The sequence below is a fragment of the Peribacillus sp. JNUCC 23 genome (assembly GCF_053653995.1).
Genome location: NZ_CM132202.1, coordinates 82,774 through 105,001, shown reverse-complemented (window position 1 = coordinate 105,001; position 22,228 = coordinate 82,774). Strand labels below are relative to the sequence as shown.

Sequence of the window (22,228 nt, the reverse complement as noted above, 5' to 3'; positions counted from 1 at the left end):
AAATAATCCTCTTATTCCCAAATATATTTATGTAAAAAAATCCCTACACTAAAGATATTATGTATGAAGTCGTAATAATCCTGCTTATCTCATAATCATTCCAACTATTTTCTAAAAAAATATAGATTTACTTAATAAAAGAGAGGTACATCACATTATAGTATGTACCTCTTCTTGTCATTGCCTTATATATTACTATTTACTGGCTCTTCATATTTTAGTAAAAATTCGCCGTCTTTTACATCTATAGTAACCGGATGATTTTTTTGAACATTTCCTTTCAATAGCTCTTCAGATAAGTAATCTTCCACGTGTTTCTGAAGTGCCCTACGAATTGGGCGAGCCCCATATTCGGGATCATACCCTACTTCAGCGATCTTTTCTTTCGCAGCATCCGTCAATTCAATGAGAATTTCCTGCTCGATTAGGCGATTTGTAAGTTGAGCTGACATTAGTGTAACAATTTCTTTCAGATGCTTTCTCTCAAGTGCATGGAATACAATTGTTTCATCGATACGGTTAAGGAACTCTGGACGGAATGCTCGCTTCAGCTCTTCCATTACCTTTCCTTTCATATCCTTATAATCCTGACCTTGATCTTGAATGTTAAATCCTACATATTTATTCAATTTTAGAGCAGATGCCCCCACATTAGAAGTCATAATTAGAATCGTATTTCTAAAATCTACTGTACGACCCTTAGAGTCCGTTAATCTCCCATCCTCTAATACCTGAAGAAGGATGTTGAATACATCTGGATGAGCCTTTTCAATCTCATCTAATAGAACGACAGAGTACGGCTTTCTACGTACTTTTTCCGTTAATTGCCCACCTTCTTCATATCCTACATATCCCGGAGGTGAACCAACAAGGCGTGAAGTCGAATGTTTCTCCATGTATTCCGACATGTCAATACGAATCATTGCCTCTTCATCACCAAAGATGGATTCAGCCAATGCTCTTGCTAATTCTGTTTTCCCAACTCCTGTCGGTCCAAGGAAAATAAATGAACCTATTGGACGTTTCGGATCTTTCAAGCCTGCTCGAGCACGGCGAACGGCTTTTGCAACAGCAATGACCGCTTCCTCTTGACCAATTACACGATCGTGAAGTATAGATTCCATATTCAATAATTTATCTGATTCTGTTTGTGCGAGTCTTGTAACAGGGACACCCGTCCAACTTGATACGACGTGAGCGATATCATCCACTGTTACTTCACTATTTTCTTGACCCTGCTTTTCTTTCCATGTCTTCTTCGTTTCTTCCAGCTGCTCTCTTAATCGCTGTTCAGTATCACGTAAAGAAGCTGCCTTTTCAAACTCTTGGCTTTGTACAGAAGAGTCTTTTTCTTTTCGTACTTCATCAAGTTTCACTTCTAATTCTTTTAAATTTGGTGGAGTCGTATAAGAACGCAATCGAACCTTCGAACCAGCTTCATCAATTAAATCAATCGCTTTATCTGGAAGAAAACGGTCAGAAATATAACGATCAGAAAGCTTAACCGCTGCATCAATCGATTCATCTGTAATTGAAACACGGTGATGCGCTTCATAACGATCACGTAGCCCTTTAAGAATTAGAATCGATTCCTCTATTGTAGGCTCATTAACTGTAATTGGCTGGAATCTGCGTTCTAGGGCTGCATCTTTTTCAATATATTTTCGATATTCATCGAGAGTCGTTGCTCCAATACATTGCAACTCACCACGAGCTAATGAAGGTTTTAAAATATTGGATGCATCAATCGCTCCCTCTGCTCCACCAGCACCAATTAATGTGTGTAACTCATCAATAAATAAAATGATATTTCCAGCTTGGCGAATTTCATCCATCACTTTCTTCAGACGATCTTCAAACTCACCACGGTATTTCGTGCCAGCTACTACAGTCCCCATATCAAGTGTCATAACGCGCTTGTCACGAAGAATTTCTGGAACCTCATTATTAATAATTTGTTGCGCAAGTCCTTCTGCAATTGCTGTTTTACCTACTCCCGGTTCTCCGATTAGGACTGGGTTATTTTTTGTACGACGACTTAGCACTTCGATCACACGTTGGATTTCTTTACTACGGCCAATGACCGGGTCCAGACTTCCTTCACGTGCAATTGCCGTTAAATCACGGGCTAAACCATCTAGGGTTGGCGTACTGGCATTTACTGATGCAGTACCCTGATGACCACCAGTCTCATTGCTCCCTAGCAGTTGTAGTACTTGCTGACGTGCTTTGTTCAAACTTACTCCAAGATTATTAAGAACACGGGCAGCGACGCCTTCTCCTTCACGGATTAACCCTAGTAGAACATGCTCAGTACCAACATAAGAATGCCCAAGTTTTCGTGCTTCATCCATAGAAAGCTCAATGACCTTTTTGGCTCTTGGGGTATAATGAATCGTTTGAGCCTTCTCTTGACCACGGCCAATTAAGTTTTCTACTTCCTTTTGAATTTTATCTGAGCCAAGCCCCAGTGCGTATAGTGCCTTTGCAGCAATACCTTCTCCCTCACGAACGAGACCTAATAGAATATGTTCGGTTCCAATATTATTATGTCCCAAACGAATAGCTTCTTCTTGGGCTAATGCTAATACTTTTTGAGCTCTCTCAGTAAATCGTCCAAACATCATAGGATAATTCCTCCTTAAGAATTTTCAATTTGGGCTGAATCTAACCGTTCACGTATTAACGAAGCGCGGCGAACATCTCTTTCATATGGTTGTAACGGTCCACCTGCGTACTTTTGTAAAAATCCTGGCTGCGTTAAAATCATTAATTCATTCATTACACTTTTTTCTATATTTTTTATATACCCTAAATCGATACCTAAACTAACATCTGATATACATGTAGCAGCTTCCATTGATTCAATAATCCTCGCATTCAATAAAACTCCAAGAGAACGATATACTCTATCTTCTAATTGTATGTGAGAGGTTTTAACTAATGCTTCTCTGGCGGACCTTTCTTGTGCAATGATTTGTTGAACAACACTAGTCAAGTCTTCCACAATATCTTTCTCTGATTTTCCAAGTGTAATCTGGTTTGATATCTGAAAAATATTACCTACTGCACTACTGCCCTCCCCATACATTCCTCTGACAACAAGACCTAATTGGTTAATTGCTGGGATAATTTTGTTAATTTGACGAGTCAGGACTAGGCCCGGTAGATGCATCATAACTGACGCTCTTAAGCCTGTTCCTACATTTGTTGGACAGCTTGTTAAATAGCCCCTCTCTTCATCGTACGCATAATCAATCTGCTGCTCCACCCAATCATCATATTTATTAGCTACTTCCAAGGCTTCTGTTAACTGCAAACCAGATACCATGCATTGAATCCGGATATGCTCCTCTTCATTCACCATAATGCTAATTTCCTCATTTTCAGATAGCAGACAAGCAGCGTACAAGGAATCTTCGGCTAAATTGGGACTGATCAAGTGTTTTTCAACCAATACCTGCCTTTCGAGAGGTTCAAGCTTCTCTAATTCGAAAAGCTCCAAATTTCCCACTACAGTGGCATTTGACTTTTCTAGCTTTTCCTTTACTAACTCCATAATTTCGTTGGCTTCTTCTTTATTGTATATAGTTGGGAATTTATAATCCCTGAAGTTTCTCGCCAATCTAATTCTGGAGCTTCGAACAATATCCGCATCAGGACCAGCTTCATTCCACCAAGAGCTTTTTGCATTTTGCGCAAAGTGATCTAAAGTCATAGCTGGTTTCCCCTTTCCTCTACAGCTGCTTCGTCACCTTTTTCAAGTAAACGTATTTGATCTCGCACCAAAGCCGCCTGTTCAAATTCTTCTTGATCAATGAGGGCTTTCAGTTCACTTTTTAAATCCTTTATTTGTTTTCTAAGATGAATGCTCTCGCCTAATCTTTCTGGTATTTTCCCAACATGTGCAGTATTGCCGCCATGCACTCTTTTTAAAATAGGATCCAAACTATCTTTAAACTCCTCATAACATGTTGCACATCCAAATTTCCCAACATGGACAAATTCTTTAAACGTTAAATGACAGTTCTTACACTTTAACTCTTCAACATGTGGAAACGTACTCGTTTTCTTTTGCTGAAGAAATGGTTCTATATTAAGTAAACCGGACAATAAGTTGTTTATTGAAAATCCGTTTGCACCACTTTGCATAAATAAATCACCTTTTTCTTGTGCACACTTATCGCAAATATGGATTTCTTTCTTTTCACCATTAATAATTTTTGTGAAGTGCAAAGCTGCTGGTCTTTGATTACATTCTTGACAAACCATTTTATCACCTCTGCCGGGTCTTTATTTATATTTTAAAGTGGTCAGCATTGCATTTAAAATGCTTGCCCTTAATTCATCACGTACAGGTAAATCGATATAAATCACAGAACGATCAATCACACTAAGCATGATTTTCGCCTCTCTATTAGAAATAATATCCTCATTCACAAGCCGTATAATAATATCTTCAGCTGCTGTTTGAGAAACTCTAGAACCAATTAATGCCAGTAGTTGATCTATTAAATCCGCGTGGTCGTGTGTTTGAACCTTCATAATTCTAATGTAACCCCCACCACCGCGCTTACTTTCCACTAAGTAGCCTCGTTCAATGGTAAATCTCGTATTAATTACGTAATTTATTTGAGATGGTACACATTGAAACTTATCAGCAACTTCGCTTCTTTTAATTTCTAAAATGTCTTTCTGACTCATCTCGAGAACTTGTTTTAAATAACCTTCGATAATATCAGATATATTTTTCACTCGCCCTCCCCCATCCTGACTTTGACTATATTTGACTATCATTATACAACGAAAAACCAATTTTGCAACCTAGATGCATTTATTTTTTTGATTATATAATCCATTATTTCCATTTGTTATGTATTTTAACTTGAAAATTAATTTTTTTAATACTCAGTGATTTCTTTAACCATAATGAAAGGTTGTGCAGGATTTTTAATTTTTGTTCGAAAAGAAAACTCTAAACAAATTTATAAAATTCAAACTTAAATCAAGGAGTTAGCCTTCAATACCAAGCAAAGCTTTAATGAATAAAAGTGGTGTGTAAAAGCACCATTACTATAGTTAGTTTCAGGAATGATGCTATTTATTGAGTATATATGTGAGAAATCAAAAAACTCAACTATAAATAGCTGGGTTTTTTGATTTCGTAGCAGTACCTTAAACGGCTCATTTAAATTAAAAAGAGGCCAGCTATAAATAGCTGACCTCTCCTCTCAATTTGCTTGGCAACGTCCTACTCTCACAGGGGGAGACCCCCAACTACCATCGGCGCTAAAGAGCTTAACTTCCGTGTTCGGAATGGGAACGGGTGTGACCTCTTTGCTATCGCCACCAAACAATAAAGGAATATCATTCCTTCAAAACTAGATAATAAGAAGGATTTTTGCTTTTTTCAAGAACAATAAGGTTAAGTCCTCGATCGATTAGTATCAGTCAGCTCCACATGTCGCCACGCTTCCACCTCTGACCTATCAACCTGATCATCTTTCAGGGATCTTACTAGCTTACGCTATGGGAAATCTCATCTTGAGGGGGGCTTCATGCTTAGATGCTTTCAGCATTTATCCCGTCCGCACGTAGCTACCCAGCGATGCTCTTGGCAGAACAACTGGTACACCAGCGGTGCGTCCATCCCGGTCCTCTCGTACTAAGGACAGCTCCTCTCAAATTTCCTGCGCCCACGACGGATAGGGACCGAACTGTCTCACGACGTTCTGAACCCAGCTCGCGTACCGCTTTAATGGGCGAACAGCCCAACCCTTGGGACCGACTACAGCCCCAGGATGCGATGAGCCGACATCGAGGTGCCAAACCTCCCCGTCGATGTGGACTCTTGGGGGAGATAAGCCTGTTATCCCCGGGGTAGCTTTTATCCGTTGAGCGATGGCCCTTCCATGCGGAACCACCGGATCACTAAGCCCGACTTTCGTCCCTGCTCGACTTGTAGGTCTCGCAGTCAAGCTCCCTTGTGCCTTTACACTCTACGAATGATTTCCAACCATTCTGAGGGAACCTTTGGGCGCCTCCGTTACATTTTAGGAGGCGACCGCCCCAGTCAAACTGCCCGCCTGACACTGTCTCCCGCCCCGATAAGGGGCGCGGGTTAGAATTTCAATACAGCCAGGGTAGTATCCCACCGACGCCTCGACCGAAGCTAGCGCTCCGGCTTCACAGGCTCCTACCTATCCTGTACAAGCTGTACCAAAATTCAATATCAGGCTGCAGTAAAGCTCCACGGGGTCTTTCCGTCCTGTCGCGGGTAACCTGCATCTTCACAGGTACTATAATTTCACCGAGTCTCTCGTTGAGACAGTGCCCAGATCGTTACGCCTTTCGTGCGGGTCGGAACTTACCCGACAAGGAATTTCGCTACCTTAGGACCGTTATAGTTACGGCCGCCGTTTACTGGGGCTTCAATTCAAAGCTTCGCCTTGCGGCTAACCTCTCCTCTTAACCTTCCAGCACCGGGCAGGCGTCAGCCCCTATACTTCGCCTTGCGGCTTCGCAGAGACCTGTGTTTTTGCTAAACAGTCGCCTGGGCCTATTCACTGCGGCTTTTCCGGGCTATTCACCCTAAAAAGCACCCCTTCTCCCGAAGTTACGGGGTCATTTTGCCGAGTTCCTTAACGAGAGTTCTCTCGCACACCTTAGGATTCTCTCCTCGCCTACCTGTGTCGGTTTGCGGTACGGGCACCCTACATCTCACTAGAGGCTTTTCTTGGCAGCGTGGAATCAGGAACTTCGGTACTATATTTCCCTCGCCATCACAGCTCCGCCTTAATGGAAACGGGATTTTCCTCGTTTCCGGCCTAACTGCTTGGACGCGCATATCCAACAGCGCGCTTACCCTATCCTTCTGCGTCCCCCCATCGCTCAAACGATGTATAGGTGGTACAGGAATATCAACCTGTTGTCCATCGCCTACGCTTTTCAGCCTCGGCTTAGGTCCCGACTAACCCTGAGCGGACGAGCCTTCCTCAGGAAACCTTAGGCATTCGGTGGAAGGGATTCTCACCCTTCTTTCGCTACTCATACCGGCATTCTCACTTCTAAGCGCTCCACCAGTCCTTCCGGTCTAGCTTCAACGCCCTTAGAACGCTCTCCTACCACGGATACCATACGGTATCCATCCACAGCTTCGGTGTTACGTTTAGCCCCGGTACATTTTCGGCGCAGAGTCACTCGACCAGTGAGCTATTACGCACTCTTTAAATGATGGCTGCTTCTGAGCCAACATCCTGGTTGTCTAAGCAACTCCACATCCTTTTCCACTTAACGTAAACTTGGGGACCTTAGCTGGTGGTCTGGGCTGTTTCCCTCTTGACTACGGATCTTATCACTCGCAGTCTGACTCCCGAGAATAAGTATTTGGCATTCGGAGTTTGACTGAATTCGGTAACCCGTTGGGGGCCCCTAGTCCAATCAGTGCTCTACCTCCAATACTCTCATCTCGAGGCTAGCCCTAAAGCTATTTCGGAGAGAACCAGCTATCTCCAGGTTCGATTGGAATTTCTCCGCTACCCACACCTCATCCCCGCACTTTTCAACGTACGTGGGTTCGGGCCTCCATTCAGTGTTACCTGAACTTCACCCTGGACATGGGTAGATCACCTGGTTTCGGGTCTACGACCTCATACTCATGCGCCCTATTCAGACTCGCTTTCGCTGCGGCTCCGTCTTATCAACTTAACCTTGCATGAAATCGTAACTCGCCGGTTCATTCTACAAAAGGCACGCTATCACCCATTAACGGGCTCTAACTACTTGTAGGCACACGGTTTCAGGATCTATTTCACTCCCCTTCCGGGGTGCTTTTCACCTTTCCCTCACGGTACTGGTTCACTATCGGTCACTAGGTAGTATTTAGCCTTGGGAGATGGTCCTCCCTGCTTCCGACGGGATTTCTCGTGTCCCGCCGTACTCAGGATCCACTCAGGAGGGAACGAAGTTTCAGCTACAGGGTTTTTACCTTCTTTGACGGACCTTTCCAGATCACTTCACTTACCCCGTTCCTTTGTAACTCCATGTTGAGTGTCCTACAACCCCAAGAGGCAAGCCTCTTGGTTTGGGCTATCTTCCGTTTCGCTCGCCGCTACTCAGGAAATCGCGTTTGCTTTCTCTTCCTCCGGGTACTTAGATGTTTCAGTTCCCCGGGTCTGCCTTCAGTACCCTATGTATTCAGGTAAAGATACTGTTCCATTACGAACAGTGGGTTTCCCCATTCGGAAATCTCCGGATCAAAGCTTACTTACAGCTCCCCGAAGCATATCGGTGTTAGTCCCGTCCTTCATCGGCTCCTAGTGCCAAGGCATCCACCGTGCGCCCTTTCTAACTTAACCATATGGTGGCTGATAAACGGAAAGTTTATCAAACAACCTAGTTGTTAAAAGGTCTTACTTGATGTCTTGAAAAAATTAATGCAAAAATTTTCCTTCTATCTATTATCTAGTTTTCAAAGAACGATTCGGCAACGAATAAGCAAAAGACTAATCTGTTGCTTTCATTTACCACGAATGAATGAATTACTCATTCAAAACTGAACAAAACAAAAGCGCTCGTTATATTCCTTAGAAAGGAGGTGATCCAGCCGCACCTTCCGATACGGCTACCTTGTTACGACTTCACCCCAATCATCTGTCCCACCTTAGGCGGCTGGCTCCTTGCGGTTACCTCACCGACTTCGGGTGTTACAAACTCTCGTGGTGTGACGGGCGGTGTGTACAAGGCCCGGGAACGTATTCACCGTGGCATGCTGATCCACGATTACTAGCGATTCCGGCTTCATGTAGGCGAGTTGCAGCCTACAATCCGAACTGAGAATGGCTTTATGAGATTCGCTTACCCTCGCGGGTTTGCAGCTCTTTGTACCATCCATTGTAGCACGTGTGTAGCCCAGGTCATAAGGGGCATGATGATTTGACGTCATCCCCACCTTCCTCCGGTTTGTCACCGGCAGTCACCTTAGAGTGCCCAACTAAATGCTGGCAACTAAGATCAAGGGTTGCGCTCGTTGCGGGACTTAACCCAACATCTCACGACACGAGCTGACGACAACCATGCACCACCTGTCACTTTTGTCCCCGAAGGGAAGTCTCTATCTCTAGAGAGGGCAAAAGGATGTCAAGACCTGGTAAGGTTCTTCGCGTTGCTTCGAATTAAACCACATGCTCCACCGCTTGTGCGGGCCCCCGTCAATTCCTTTGAGTTTCAGCCTTGCGGCCGTACTCCCCAGGCGGAGTGCTTAATGCGTTAGCTGCAGCACTAAAGGGCGGAAACCCTCTAACACTTAGCACTCATCGTTTACGGCGTGGACTACCAGGGTATCTAATCCTGTTCGCTCCCCACGCTTTCGCGCCTCAGTGTCAGTTACAGACCAGAAAGTCGCCTTCGCCACTGGTGTTCCTCCAAATCTCTACGCATTTCACCGCTACACTTGGAATTCCACTTTCCTCTTCTGCACTCAAGTTCCCCAGTTTCCAATGACCCTCCACGGTTGAGCCGTGGGCTTTCACATCAGACTTAAGGAACCACCTGCGCGCGCTTTACGCCCAATAATTCCGGACAACGCTTGCCACCTACGTATTACCGCGGCTGCTGGCACGTAGTTAGCCGTGGCTTTCTGGTTAGGTACCGTCAAGGTACCAGCAGTTACTCTGGTACTTGTTCTTCCCTAACAACAGAACTTTACGACCCGAAGGCCTTCTTCGTTCACGCGGCGTTGCTCCGTCAGACTTTCGTCCATTGCGGAAGATTCCCTACTGCTGCCTCCCGTAGGAGTCTGGGCCGTGTCTCAGTCCCAGTGTGGCCGATCACCCTCTCAGGTCGGCTACGCATCGTGGCCTTGGTGAGCCATTACCTCACCAACTAGCTAATGCGCCGCGGGCCCATCTGTAAGTGACAGCCGAAACCGTCTTTCCATCTCTTCTCATGCGAGAAAAGAAATTATCCGGTATTAGCTCCGGTTTCCCGAAGTTATCCCAGTCTTACAGGTAGGTTGCCCACGTGTTACTCACCCGTCCGCCGCTAAATCAAGGGAGCAAGCTCCCTATCATTCGCTCGACTTGCATGTATTAGGCACGCCGCCAGCGTTCGTCCTGAGCCAGGATCAAACTCTCCAAAAAGTGTTTGACTTGCTCATTGTTTTTATAGTGTGTACTCACTTCAATTTAAACGTTGGCGCTTTGTTTTGTTCAGTTTTCAAAGAGCAATCTTTGTCGTTTCTCTCAGAAGCGACTTTATCATGTTAACAAATCTTTTATAATTTGTCAACATTTTTTGGTGGAGCCTAGCGGGATCGAACCGCTGACCTCCTGCGTGCAAGGCAGGCGCTCTCCCAGCTGAGCTAAGGCCCCAAAATAAATGGTCGGGAAGACAGGATTCGAACCTGCGACCCCTTGGTCCCAAACCAAGTGCTCTACCAAGCTGAGCTACTTCCCGTCTATATGGCGCGCCCGAAAGGAGTCGAACCCATAACCTTCTGATCCGTAGTCAGACGCTCTATCCAATTGAGCTACGGGCGCGTATAGATGTAAAAAATGGTGCCGAGGACCGGAATCGAACCGGTACGGTAGTCACCTACCGCAGGATTTTAAGTCCTGTGCGTCTGCCAGTTCCGCCACCCCGGCATATACGAAATGAAAAGTGGAGCGGAAGACGGGATTCGAACCCGCGACCCCAACCTTGGCAAGGTTGTATTCTACCACTGAACTACTTCCGCATACAAAGTGCGGGTGAAGGGACTTGAACCCCCACGCCTTGCGGCGCCAGATCCTAAGTCTGGTGCGTCTGCCAATTCCGCCACACCCGCATAATAATATAATGGTGAGCCATGCAGGATTCGAACCTGCGACCCTCTGATTAAAAGTCAGATGCTCTACCAACTGAGCTAATGGCTCGTCCTAATAAATAATCTGTAAATGAAACTGGTGCCGGCAAGAGGACTTGAACCCCCAACCTACTGATTACAAGTCAGTTGCTCTACCAGTTGAGCTACACCGGCACTATAGATAATGGTGGAGGATGACGGGATCGAACCGCCGACCCTCTGCTTGTAAGGCAGATGCTCTCCCAGCTGAGCTAATCCTCCATTATGAATAATGCTTGGCAACGTCCTACTCTCACAGGGGGAGACCCCCAACTACCATCGGCGCTAAAGAGCTTAACTTCCGTGTTCGGAATGGGAACGGGTGTGACCTCTTTGCTATCGCCACCAAACAATAAAGGAATATCATTCCTTCAAAACTAGATAATAAGAAGGGTTTTTGCTTTTTTCAAGAACAATAAGGTTAAGTCCTCGATCGATTAGTATCAGTCAGCTCCACATGTCGCCACGCTTCCACCTCTGACCTATCAACCTGATCATCTTTCAGGGATCTTACTAGCTTACGCTATGGGAAATCTCATCTTGAGGGGGGCTTCATGCTTAGATGCTTTCAGCATTTATCCCGTCCGCACGTAGCTACCCAGCGATGCTCTTGGCAGAACAACTGGTACACCAGCGGTGCGTCCATCCCGGTCCTCTCGTACTAAGGACAGCTCCTCTCAAATTTCCTGCGCCCACGACGGATAGGGACCGAACTGTCTCACGACGTTCTGAACCCAGCTCGCGTACCGCTTTAATGGGCGAACAGCCCAACCCTTGGGACCGACTACAGCCCCAGGATGCGATGAGCCGACATCGAGGTGCCAAACCTCCCCGTCGATGTGGACTCTTGGGGGAGATAAGCCTGTTATCCCCGGGGTAGCTTTTATCCGTTGAGCGATGGCCCTTCCATGCGGAACCACCGGATCACTAAGCCCGACTTTCGTCCCTGCTCGACTTGTAGGTCTCGCAGTCAAGCTCCCTTGTGCCTTTACACTCTACGAATGATTTCCAACCATTCTGAGGGAACCTTTGGGCGCCTCCGTTACATTTTAGGAGGCGACCGCCCCAGTCAAACTGCCCGCCTGACACTGTCTCCCGCCCCGATAAGGGGCGCGGGTTAGAATTTCAATACAGCCAGGGTAGTATCCCACCGACGCCTCGACCGAAGCTAGCGCTCCGGCTTCACAGGCTCCTACCTATCCTGTACAAGCTGTACCAAAATTCAATATCAGGCTGCAGTAAAGCTCCACGGGGTCTTTCCGTCCTGTCGCGGGTAACCTGCATCTTCACAGGTACTATAATTTCACCGAGTCTCTCGTTGAGACAGTGCCCAGATCGTTACGCCTTTCGTGCGGGTCGGAACTTACCCGACAAGGAATTTCGCTACCTTAGGACCGTTATAGTTACGGCCGCCGTTTACTGGGGCTTCAATTCAAAGCTTCGCCTTGCGGCTAACCTCTCCTCTTAACCTTCCAGCACCGGGCAGGCGTCAGCCCCTATACTTCGCCTTGCGGCTTCGCAGAGACCTGTGTTTTTGCTAAACAGTCGCCTGGGCCTATTCACTGCGGCTTTTCCGGGCTATTCACCCTAAAAAGCACCCCTTCTCCCGAAGTTACGGGGTCATTTTGCCGAGTTCCTTAACGAGAGTTCTCTCGCACACCTTAGGATTCTCTCCTCGCCTACCTGTGTCGGTTTGCGGTACGGGCACCCTACATCTCACTAGAGGCTTTTCTTGGCAGCGTGGAATCAGGAACTTCGGTACTATATTTCCCTCGCCATCACAGCTCCGCCTTAATGGAAACGGGATTTTCCTCGTTTCCGGCCTAACTGCTTGGACGCGCATATCCAACAGCGCGCTTACCCTATCCTTCTGCGTCCCCCCATCGCTCAAACGATGTATAGGTGGTACAGGAATATCAACCTGTTGTCCATCGCCTACGCTTTTCAGCCTCGGCTTAGGTCCCGACTAACCCTGAGCGGACGAGCCTTCCTCAGGAAACCTTAGGCATTCGGTGGAAGGGATTCTCACCCTTCTTTCGCTACTCATACCGGCATTCTCACTTCTAAGCGCTCCACCAGTCCTTCCGGTCTAGCTTCAACGCCCTTAGAACGCTCTCCTACCACGGATACCATACGGTATCCATCCACAGCTTCGGTGTTACGTTTAGCCCCGGTACATTTTCGGCGCAGAGTCACTCGACCAGTGAGCTATTACGCACTCTTTAAATGATGGCTGCTTCTGAGCCAACATCCTGGTTGTCTAAGCAACTCCACATCCTTTTCCACTTAACGTAAACTTGGGGACCTTAGCTGGTGGTCTGGGCTGTTTCCCTCTTGACTACGGATCTTATCACTCGCAGTCTGACTCCCGAGAATAAGTATTTGGCATTCGGAGTTTGACTGAATTCGGTAACCCGTTGGGGGCCCCTAGTCCAATCAGTGCTCTACCTCCAATACTCTCATCTCGAGGCTAGCCCTAAAGCTATTTCGGAGAGAACCAGCTATCTCCAGGTTCGATTGGAATTTCTCCGCTACCCACACCTCATCCCCGCACTTTTCAACGTACGTGGGTTCGGGCCTCCATTCAGTGTTACCTGAACTTCACCCTGGACATGGGTAGATCACCTGGTTTCGGGTCTACGACCTCATACTCATGCGCCCTATTCAGACTCGCTTTCGCTGCGGCTCCGTCTTATCAACTTAACCTTGCATGAAATCGTAACTCGCCGGTTCATTCTACAAAAGGCACGCTATCACCCATTAACGGGCTCTAACTACTTGTAGGCACACGGTTTCAGGATCTATTTCACTCCCCTTCCGGGGTGCTTTTCACCTTTCCCTCACGGTACTGGTTCACTATCGGTCACTAGGTAGTATTTAGCCTTGGGAGATGGTCCTCCCTGCTTCCGACGGGATTTCTCGTGTCCCGCCGTACTCAGGATCCACTCAGGAGGGAACGAAGTTTCAGCTACAGGGTTTTTACCTTCTTTGACGGACCTTTCCAGATCACTTCACTTACCCCGTTCCTTTGTAACTCCATGTTGAGTGTCCTACAACCCCAAGAGGCAAGCCTCTTGGTTTGGGCTATCTTCCGTTTCGCTCGCCGCTACTCAGGAAATCGCGTTTGCTTTCTCTTCCTCCGGGTACTTAGATGTTTCAGTTCCCCGGGTCTGCCTTCAGTACCCTATGTATTCAGGTAAAGATACTGTTCCATTACGAACAGTGGGTTTCCCCATTCGGAAATCTCCGGATCAAAGCTTACTTACAGCTCCCCGAAGCATATCGGTGTTAGTCCCGTCCTTCATCGGCTCCTAGTGCCAAGGCATCCACCGTGCGCCCTTTCTAACTTAACCATATGGTGGCTGATAAACGGAAAGTTTATCAAACAACCTAGTTGTTAAAAGGTCTTACTTGATGTCTTGAAAAAATTAATGCAAAAATTTGCCTTCTATCTATTATCTAGTTTTCAAAGAACGATTCGGCAACGAATAAGCAAAAGACTAATCTGTTGCTTTCATTTACCACGAATGAATGAATTACTCATTCAAAACTGAACAAAACAAAAGCGCTCGTTATATTCCTTAGAAAGGAGGTGATCCAGCCGCACCTTCCGATACGGCTACCTTGTTACGACTTCACCCCAATCATCTGTCCCACCTTAGGCGGCTGGCTCCTTGCGGTTACCTCACCGACTTCGGGTGTTACAAACTCTCGTGGTGTGACGGGCGGTGTGTACAAGGCCCGGGAACGTATTCACCGTGGCATGCTGATCCACGATTACTAGCGATTCCGGCTTCATGTAGGCGAGTTGCAGCCTACAATCCGAACTGAGAATGGCTTTATGAGATTCGCTTACCCTCGCGGGTTTGCAGCTCTTTGTACCATCCATTGTAGCACGTGTGTAGCCCAGGTCATAAGGGGCATGATGATTTGACGTCATCCCCACCTTCCTCCGGTTTGTCACCGGCAGTCACCTTAGAGTGCCCAACTAAATGCTGGCAACTAAGATCAAGGGTTGCGCTCGTTGCGGGACTTAACCCAACATCTCACGACACGAGCTGACGACAACCATGCACCACCTGTCACTTTTGTCCCCGAAGGGAAGTCTCTATCTCTAGAGAGGGCAAAAGGATGTCAAGACCTGGTAAGGTTCTTCGCGTTGCTTCGAATTAAACCACATGCTCCACCGCTTGTGCGGGCCCCCGTCAATTCCTTTGAGTTTCAGCCTTGCGGCCGTACTCCCCAGGCGGAGTGCTTAATGCGTTAGCTGCAGCACTAAAGGGCGGAAACCCTCTAACACTTAGCACTCATCGTTTACGGCGTGGACTACCAGGGTATCTAATCCTGTTCGCTCCCCACGCTTTCGCGCCTCAGTGTCAGTTACAGACCAGAAAGTCGCCTTCGCCACTGGTGTTCCTCCAAATCTCTACGCATTTCACCGCTACACTTGGAATTCCACTTTCCTCTTCTGCACTCAAGTTCCCCAGTTTCCAATGACCCTCCACGGTTGAGCCGTGGGCTTTCACATCAGACTTAAGGAACCACCTGCGCGCGCTTTACGCCCAATAATTCCGGACAACGCTTGCCACCTACGTATTACCGCGGCTGCTGGCACGTAGTTAGCCGTGGCTTTCTGGTTAGGTACCGTCAAGGTACCAGCAGTTACTCTGGTACTTGTTCTTCCCTAACAACAGAACTTTACGACCCGAAGGCCTTCTTCGTTCACGCGGCGTTGCTCCGTCAGACTTTCGTCCATTGCGGAAGATTCCCTACTGCTGCCTCCCGTAGGAGTCTGGGCCGTGTCTCAGTCCCAGTGTGGCCGATCACCCTCTCAGGTCGGCTACGCATCGTGGCCTTGGTGAGCCATTACCTCACCAACTAGCTAATGCGCCGCGGGCCCATCTGTAAGTGACAGCCGAAACCGTCTTTCCATCTCTTCTCATGCGAGAAAAGAAATTATCCGGTATTAGCTCCGGTTTCCCGAAGTTATCCCAGTCTTACAGGTAGGTTGCCCACGTGTTACTCACCCGTCCGCCGCTAAATCAAGGGAGCAAGCTCCCTATCATTCGCTCGACTTGCATGTATTAGGCACGCCGCCAGCGTTCGTCCTGAGCCAGGATCAAACTCTCCAAAAAGTGTTTGACTTGCTCATTTGTTGTTATAGTGTGTACTCACTTCAATTAAAACGTTGGCGCTTTGTTTTGTTCAGTTTTCAAAGAGCAATCTTTGTCGTTTCTCTCAGAAGCGACTTTTTTATATTAACATGTCGTTTATGTAAGAGTCAAGAGTTTTTTAAAACAAATTTAATGTCTTTGTAACTCGTTCTTAACAACAGATATAAATATAACACCATAATAATAATTACGCAAGACTTTTTTATAATTCCTCTAAAATTATAAGTTAACATATAAAATTCACTTAGCATGCAGGAATGAACCATTGCTTTATTAAAGAACATCATAATTCTAAAACTATTATAAACAAAGGACCGAGCAGATATTATCTAAACGGTCCTTTGTTATATAGGAAATTAACGTTGTCTCATAAGTGGGAATAATAACACGTCACGGATGGATGGAGAATTCGTTAATAGCATGACCAGACGATCAATCCCAATTCCTAATCCTCCAGTTGGCGGCATTCCGTATTCAAGTGCTTCAATGAAGTCTTCGTCCATTTCATGCGCTTCATCATTACCTTGCTCTCGTTCTTTTAGTTGTGCTTCAAATCGTTGACGTTGATCTATTGGATCATTTAGCTCAGTGAATGCATTTGCATGTTCACGACCAACAATAAATAGTTCGAAACGGTCTGTAAATCGTGAATCTTGCGGATTCTTCTTGGCTAATGGTGAAATTTCAACCGGATGACCAAAAATAAAGGTAGGTTGAATAAGCTTTTCTTCTACCTTTTGCTCAAAGAATTCATTAACAATATGTCCAAATTCCATTGTATCTTTCACTTCAATACCGTGTTCTTTAGCCAATTGTTGCGCTTCTTCCTTGCTCATCGTTTTCCAGAAGTCTACACCTGTATACTCTTTAACTGCATCAACCATATGCAGACGTTTCCACTCAGGATTTAACTCTATTTCATAATCTCCATATTGAATAGTAGTTGTACCTAATACATCTTTTGCAATATGAGCAATTAAGTTCTCTGTAAGACTCATGATATCTTGATAATCTGCGTATGCTTCATATAATTCAATCAAGGTGAATTCAGGATTATGACGTGTAGAAACACCTTCATTTCTGAAGACACGACCAATTTCATATACTTTCTCAAGACCACCGACAATCAGGCGTTTTAGATGAAGTTCAATCGCAATTCTTAGATTTAAAGGCATATCTAATGCGTTATGATGCGTTTCAAATGGACGTGCTGCCGCTCCACCTGCAATAGAATGTAATAAAGGTGTTTCTACTTCAAGATATCCATGATCATCTAAATATCTTCTCATTGATCGGACAATCTGGCTGCGTAAAATCAACGTGTTTTTACTTTCTTCATTTGTTATGAGGTCAACGTATCGTTTACGGTAACGCTCTTCAACGTCTTTCAATCCGTGGAATTTATCTGGCAGTGGACGAAGAGCTTTCGTTAAGAAAACATAGTTAGTCGCTTTAATTGATAATTCTCCTACATTTGTTTTGAAAACCAATCCAGTAATACCAACGATATCCCCTAAGTCTGTTTGTCCAAATGATTGATATTGTTCTTCTCCAACAGCATCCAGTCTTACATAGATTTGAATCTGTCCTGTCAGATCTTGCACATGGGCAAATCCAGCTTTACCCTTTCCTCGTTTTGTCATGATACGTCCAGCAATTGTCACTTCAATTTCTTGCTCCGCTAGATCCTCCTTCGATACTTCATTATAAGCTTGTATAACTTCCTTAGCTTGATGAGTTCGATCGAATCTGCTTCCAAACGGATCTTGTCCATTACCCAAGATTGCTTGCATTTTATCTCGTCTAACCTGTAATTGGTCATTTAACTCTTCAGTCATGAACGTTCATCTCCATTTTTCTATTTCTCTTTATATTGATTCGCTACTAAATTTAGATACTCTATTATTTTTACACAAAGTAAAGTAATCGAACAGTCTTTTCCCTTAAAAACATCCATATAAAAACTGCCAGTTATCTCTGGCAGTTATTTTAAGCGTATTATAGGTAAACAGGGAAGTAATGTCAAATTATTAAGCCATTTGAATTGTTGGCTCTTTCGCTTCAATTTCTTCCACCATATCGTATAGAAGTGTGACAACGTCTTCTCTTGTATTACATTCATTTATTCCTTTTCTTGCCTTCGCATTGCCGGGGACCCCTTTTAAATACCACGCAGCATGCTTACGCATTTCTCGAACAGCAATATTTTCGTTCTTCAAGGCAATTAGACGATCCATATGAAGGACGCATACATCCATCTTCTCACGCACTCCAGGTTCATCCATCAATTGACCTGTCTCAAGATATTTCACTGTGCGATAAATCATCCATGGGTTACCTAGTGCAGCTCTCCCAATCATGACACCATCTACTCCAGTTTCTTCAAGCATTCTTTTTGCATCTTGAGGTGTTTCAACATCGCCATTACCAATAATAGGAATATTTACGGAATTTTTTACTTCACGAATGATATCCCAGTTGGCCTTTCCTTCGTACATTTGAACACGCGTCCTACCATGAATGGCTACAGCACTGCCACCTGCACGTTCAACAGCTTGTGCATTCTTAACAGCGAAGATATGCTCATCATCCCAACCTATACGCATTTTTACAGTTACCGGTTTGTCCACTGCATCTACTACCGCTGATACCATATCATAAATTTTATTTGGATCTAACAACCATCTAGCACCCGCTTCGCATCTGATAATCTTCGAAACAGGACATCCCATGTTGATGTCGATAATATCAGCATTCGTATTCTTATCAACGAATTTCGCTGCTTGAACTAATGATTCCTTTTCACCACCAAAGATTTGCAAGCTAAGTGGGTTCTCTCTTTCATCTATATAAAGCATATTCATCGTTTTTTCATTTTTTAAATTTATCGCCTTGTCACTTACCATTTCCGCACAAACAAGACCTGCTCCAAACTCTTTTACCGTCAATCTAAAAGCAGAGTTACAAACACCAGCCATTGGCGCAAGAACGACCTGGTTATTCATTTCAACATTTCCAATCTTTAACACACTTTTACCTCCTTCATTGTTGTTCAATTTATTCTTTATCTTCAATTGGCTGAAGTTCCTCTACTGTTATTCCCAGTGCTTCTGACAACTTAAGTAATAATTCATCTGAGGCAAAACGATTACCTCTTTCAATTTCGCCAAGAAGAGATACAGAAATACCAATTTCCTTCGCGAAACCTTCTTGAGTGAAACCTTTTAATTTTCGAAAAGCGCGTATGCGCCTTCCCCACTTTTCTGCTTCCATAGTTGGACTCCTTCTTTATCCTCTAATTTCTCAAGAATATCGTTTAAAGGTGTATCTGTAGTAGGTAGCATGATAGTTGGATTTATCTCTAATAACGGAACGAGCACAAACGCCCTTCCCACCATCCGAGGATGCGGTACAGAAAGTCTCTCTGTCTCAATATTTTCATGATTATATAATAAAATGTCAAGGTCCAACGTTCTAGGTCCCCAACGAATTTCCCTTTTCCTTCCTAATTTCCGCTCGATTTCCTGGCAAACATTTAGTAACTCAACTGCACTTAATCCAGTATTGACTAGTATAACCGCATTTAAAAACTGTGGCTGATCTATATATCCAATGGGTGCAGTTTCATACAATGAAGATGTTTGTAAAACTTTTACTTCTTTTTCTTCATGTAATAGTCGAATGGCTTCTTTTATATATTCCGAACGATCCCCCACATTAGAGCCAATTGATAAAAACGAATAATTTTCCATGTTATCTTCCCCTTTTAATCTCAACCGCCACAGATTGATAGTGTCCAGGGATTGGCGGATCGGGTTTATACACCTTTACCGTACATGTTTGCACCTTAGAAAAGCGTGAAAGCAGTTCTGACGTTATCTTTTCAGCAACAGCTTCTACTAATTTAAATGGTTTCCCTTCCACTATTTCCTTACACACTTCATATAACTCACCATAGTTAATAGAATCCTCTAGCTCATCACTTATACCTGCTGCAGCTAAATCAGCTTCTACAACCAAGTCTACATAAAAGCGCTGTCCTAGACGTGTCTCTTCCAAAAACACACCATGATAGCCGTAAAACTGCATATTATTTAGAAAAATTTTATCCACTGTATTCTCCCTTTCCCATCAGGGCATCCATCATCTTTGCTACACGTGCCATTTCCTTCACATCGTGTACCCGGATCATTTGGCACCCTTGCTGAATCCCAAAACAAATTGTAGCAGCAGTTCCTTCCATCCGCTCATTAGGAGGTAAGTCAAGTACATTTCCAATCATGGACTTCTTGGAAGTAGCCAATAGTACTGGATACCCTAACGCAACGAGCTTATCTAGATTTCTCATCATTTCCAAATTCAAAGAAACATCTTTAGCAAAGCCAATTCCAGGATCAAGAATGATATTTTCATCTAAGACCCCTGCATTTTTCACAAGCATAATACTTTCGTATAGATCATTGAAGGCATCACGCATAAAAAGTTGATAATCAATCTTCTCACGGTTATGCATTAATATAATCGGCACTTGAAACTCTGCAGCTACCTTAGCCATGTCAGAATCCGCCTTCGCTCCCCAAATATCATTGAGAATGTGCGCACCTGCTGCCAACGATTCCCTTGCCACAGCAGACTTATACGTATCGATCGACATCGTCACTTCAATATTCCGTGTAATTGCTTCAATAATAGGCACGACCCGTTCAATTTCTTCTTCATCTGAAATTTTATCATAGTTAGGGCGGGTCGACTCTCCACCAATATCTATAATGTCTGCTCCATCCTTAACCATTTGCTCAGCATGCTTTAGAGCATGATCAATACGATTATAACGTCCCCCATCAGAGAATGAATCTGGTGTGACATTTAAAATTCCCATAATTACTGTTTTTCTACTAAAGTCCAACGAATACGGACTATATTTACTATTTACTAATGGCATGTATCGGTCCCCTCATTCTAATAAAATCCTTATATAACGAGTGTACCATAAGACGTCTTCGTATTTAAGAATGGTCGATAATATACGCCACAAGCCCAGGTAACAGAAACCCGCATCAGTGTGATAACACTCATCTGCTACCACTTCTATTCACTTACCTTATCCCAAAGACTGTCCCATAGAAAAAAGGGTCTGACCTCACATTCTATATACAGTTTAAATAAACTGTATATAGAATGTGAGGTCAGACCCTTATAGACATCTTTTTTTAATTAAACCTTAATCAAAGTGATATAAAGGTGTACTTAGATAACGTTCCCCATTATCCGGAAGAATGGCTAAGACCTTTTTACCTTTACCTAATTTCTTCGCCACTTGCATCGCGGCGAAAATAGCTGCGCCCGAAGAGATTCCACCTAGGATTCCTTCCTCTTGTGCAACACGGCGTGCAGATTCAAACGCTTCTTCTGTGCTAACAGTAATCACATCATCATAAATTTCAGTATTTAAAGTTTCCGGAACAAATCCTGCACCAATTCCTTGGATTTTGTGCGGACCAGGTTTACCGCCTGATAAAACAGCTGAATCCGTAGGCTCAACTGCATAGATTTTAATATCTGAGTATTTCTCTCGCAAGACTTCACCTGCACCAGAGATAGTCCCTCCAGTACCAATACCAGAAATAAAGGCATCCAGTTTTTCTTCTCCAAATGCTTCTACAATTTCAGGACCAGTCGTGTTGCGATGCACTTCAGGGTTTGCTTCATTTTCAAATTGTTGTGGGACGTAGTAGCCATTTTCCTTTGCAAGCTCATTCGCTTTTGCAATTGCCCCTTTCATCCCATCAGGACCAGGCGTTAACACTAATTCCGCCCCATATGCACGTAACAGGGAGCGACGCTCTATACTCATTGTTTCAGGCATGACAAGTATCGCTTTATATCCTTTTGCTGATGCTACCATTGCTAAACCGATACCTGTGTTACCACTTGTAGGCTCAATAATGGTATCACCACTTTTTAGTTTACCGCTTTTTTCCGCTGATTCAATCATAGCTAAAGCAATGCGATCTTTTACACTGCTTCCCGGGTTCATATATTCAAGTTTTACATATATGTCCGCACTATTCTCATCTTGTAGTTGATTTAATTTTACAATTGGCGTTTGGCCGATTAATTCAGCGACAGAATTTACAATATGTGTCATTATCCACACTCCTAATACCTAGTA

General features: G+C 44.6%; 11 protein-coding genes, 9 tRNA genes and 6 rRNA genes. All 26 read right to left on the bottom strand.

From position 1 onward, the window contains the following. Positions 1-185: 185 nt before the first annotated feature. Entirely contained in the window at positions 186-2,627 is a 2,442-nt protein-coding gene (gene clpC / locus JNUCC23_RS00520; RefSeq protein WP_403077901.1) for an ATP-dependent protease ATP-binding subunit ClpC, read from the bottom strand. Positions 2,628-2,641: 14 nt separating this feature from the next. Continuing rightward, the gene (locus tag JNUCC23_RS00515; protein WP_454213746.1) at positions 2,642-3,718 is read right to left on the bottom strand and encodes a protein arginine kinase; all 1,077 of its coding nucleotides are present in this window, start codon (positions 3,716-3,718) and stop codon (positions 2,642-2,644) included. Continuing rightward, complete coding sequence (locus JNUCC23_RS00510) at positions 3,715-4,272, bottom strand: UvrB/UvrC motif-containing protein (RefSeq protein ID WP_403077892.1); 558 nt, start codon at positions 4,270-4,272, stop codon at positions 3,715-3,717. Before JNUCC23_RS00510 ends, JNUCC23_RS00515 begins: the two co-directional genes overlap by 4 nt. Positions 4,273-4,293: 21 nt before the next feature. Further along, a complete protein-coding gene (locus tag JNUCC23_RS00505) occupies positions 4,294-4,755 on the bottom strand; it encodes a CtsR family transcriptional regulator (protein ID WP_062187155.1) in 462 nt (153 codons plus the stop codon). 483 nt (positions 4,756-5,238) lie between these two features. After that, a 5S ribosomal RNA gene (rrf, locus tag JNUCC23_RS00500) occupies positions 5,239-5,354 on the bottom strand. A gap of 67 nt (positions 5,355-5,421) precedes the next feature. Next, positions 5,422-8,357 (bottom strand): 23S ribosomal RNA (locus tag JNUCC23_RS00495). Between the two features lie 232 nt (positions 8,358-8,589). Continuing rightward, a 16S ribosomal RNA gene (locus tag JNUCC23_RS00490) occupies positions 8,590-10,139 on the bottom strand. Between the two features lie 155 nt (positions 10,140-10,294). After that, positions 10,295-10,370: transfer RNA gene (locus JNUCC23_RS00485), tRNA-Ala, on the bottom strand. A gap of 8 nt (positions 10,371-10,378) precedes the next feature. After that, a tRNA-Pro gene (locus JNUCC23_RS00480) sits at positions 10,379-10,455 on the bottom strand. A gap of 6 nt (positions 10,456-10,461) precedes the next feature. Next, positions 10,462-10,538 (bottom strand) — tRNA-Arg (locus JNUCC23_RS00475). A 16-nt stretch (positions 10,539-10,554) separates the two neighbouring features. After that, positions 10,555-10,643 (bottom strand) — tRNA-Leu (locus JNUCC23_RS00470). A 17-nt stretch (positions 10,644-10,660) separates the two neighbouring features. Further along, positions 10,661-10,735: transfer RNA gene (locus tag JNUCC23_RS00465), tRNA-Gly, on the bottom strand. Positions 10,736-10,743: 8 nt separating this feature from the next. After that, a tRNA-Leu gene (locus tag JNUCC23_RS00460) sits at positions 10,744-10,825 on the bottom strand. Between the two features lie 12 nt (positions 10,826-10,837). Further along, positions 10,838-10,913: transfer RNA gene (locus tag JNUCC23_RS00455), tRNA-Lys, on the bottom strand. A gap of 28 nt (positions 10,914-10,941) precedes the next feature. After that, a tRNA-Thr gene (locus JNUCC23_RS00450) sits at positions 10,942-11,017 on the bottom strand. 11 nt (positions 11,018-11,028) lie between these two features. Then, a tRNA-Val gene (locus JNUCC23_RS00445) sits at positions 11,029-11,104 on the bottom strand. 12 nt (positions 11,105-11,116) lie between these two features. Further along, positions 11,117-11,232: ribosomal RNA gene (rrf, locus tag JNUCC23_RS00440) — 5S ribosomal RNA — on the bottom strand. 67 nt (positions 11,233-11,299) lie between these two features. Next, positions 11,300-14,235 (bottom strand): 23S ribosomal RNA (locus JNUCC23_RS00435). Between the two features lie 232 nt (positions 14,236-14,467). Further along, positions 14,468-16,017, bottom strand: a 16S ribosomal RNA gene (locus tag JNUCC23_RS00430). The 16S, 23S and 5S rRNA genes sit together here with 9 tRNA genes alongside, the layout of an rRNA operon. A 395-nt stretch (positions 16,018-16,412) precedes the next feature. Continuing rightward, on the bottom strand, positions 16,413-17,894 hold the full coding sequence (gene lysS / locus JNUCC23_RS00425; RefSeq protein WP_403078043.1) for a lysine--tRNA ligase: 1,482 nt from the start codon (positions 17,892-17,894) through the stop codon (positions 16,413-16,415). Positions 17,895-18,086: 192 nt separating this feature from the next. Further along, complete coding sequence (gene dusB / locus JNUCC23_RS00420; RefSeq protein WP_454213743.1) at positions 18,087-19,085, bottom strand: tRNA dihydrouridine synthase DusB; 999 nt, start codon at positions 19,083-19,085, stop codon at positions 18,087-18,089. Between the two features lie 28 nt (positions 19,086-19,113). After that, entirely contained in the window at positions 19,114-19,329 is a 216-nt protein-coding gene (locus tag JNUCC23_RS00415; RefSeq protein ID WP_062187695.1) for a helix-turn-helix domain-containing protein, read from the bottom strand. Then, a complete protein-coding gene (gene folK / locus JNUCC23_RS00410) occupies positions 19,281-19,808 on the bottom strand; it encodes a 2-amino-4-hydroxy-6-hydroxymethyldihydropteridine diphosphokinase (protein WP_062187700.1) in 528 nt (175 codons plus the stop codon). The genes JNUCC23_RS00415 and folK overlap by 49 nt, the downstream gene beginning before the upstream one ends. A 1-nt stretch (position 19,809) precedes the next feature. Then, complete coding sequence (gene folB, locus JNUCC23_RS00405) at positions 19,810-20,169, bottom strand: dihydroneopterin aldolase (protein ID WP_454213740.1); 360 nt, start codon at positions 20,167-20,169, stop codon at positions 19,810-19,812. After that, positions 20,162-20,998 carry a dihydropteroate synthase gene (gene folP / locus JNUCC23_RS00400; RefSeq protein ID WP_403078054.1) on the bottom strand — a complete coding sequence of 279 codons (837 nt, stop codon included), beginning with the start codon at positions 20,996-20,998 and terminating at the stop codon, positions 20,162-20,164. The genes folB and folP overlap by 8 nt, the downstream gene beginning before the upstream one ends. Positions 20,999-21,277: 279 nt before the next feature. Beyond that, entirely contained in the window at positions 21,278-22,204 is a 927-nt protein-coding gene (gene cysK, locus JNUCC23_RS00395) for a cysteine synthase A (protein WP_403078057.1), read from the bottom strand. Positions 22,205-22,228 lie beyond the last annotated feature (24 nt).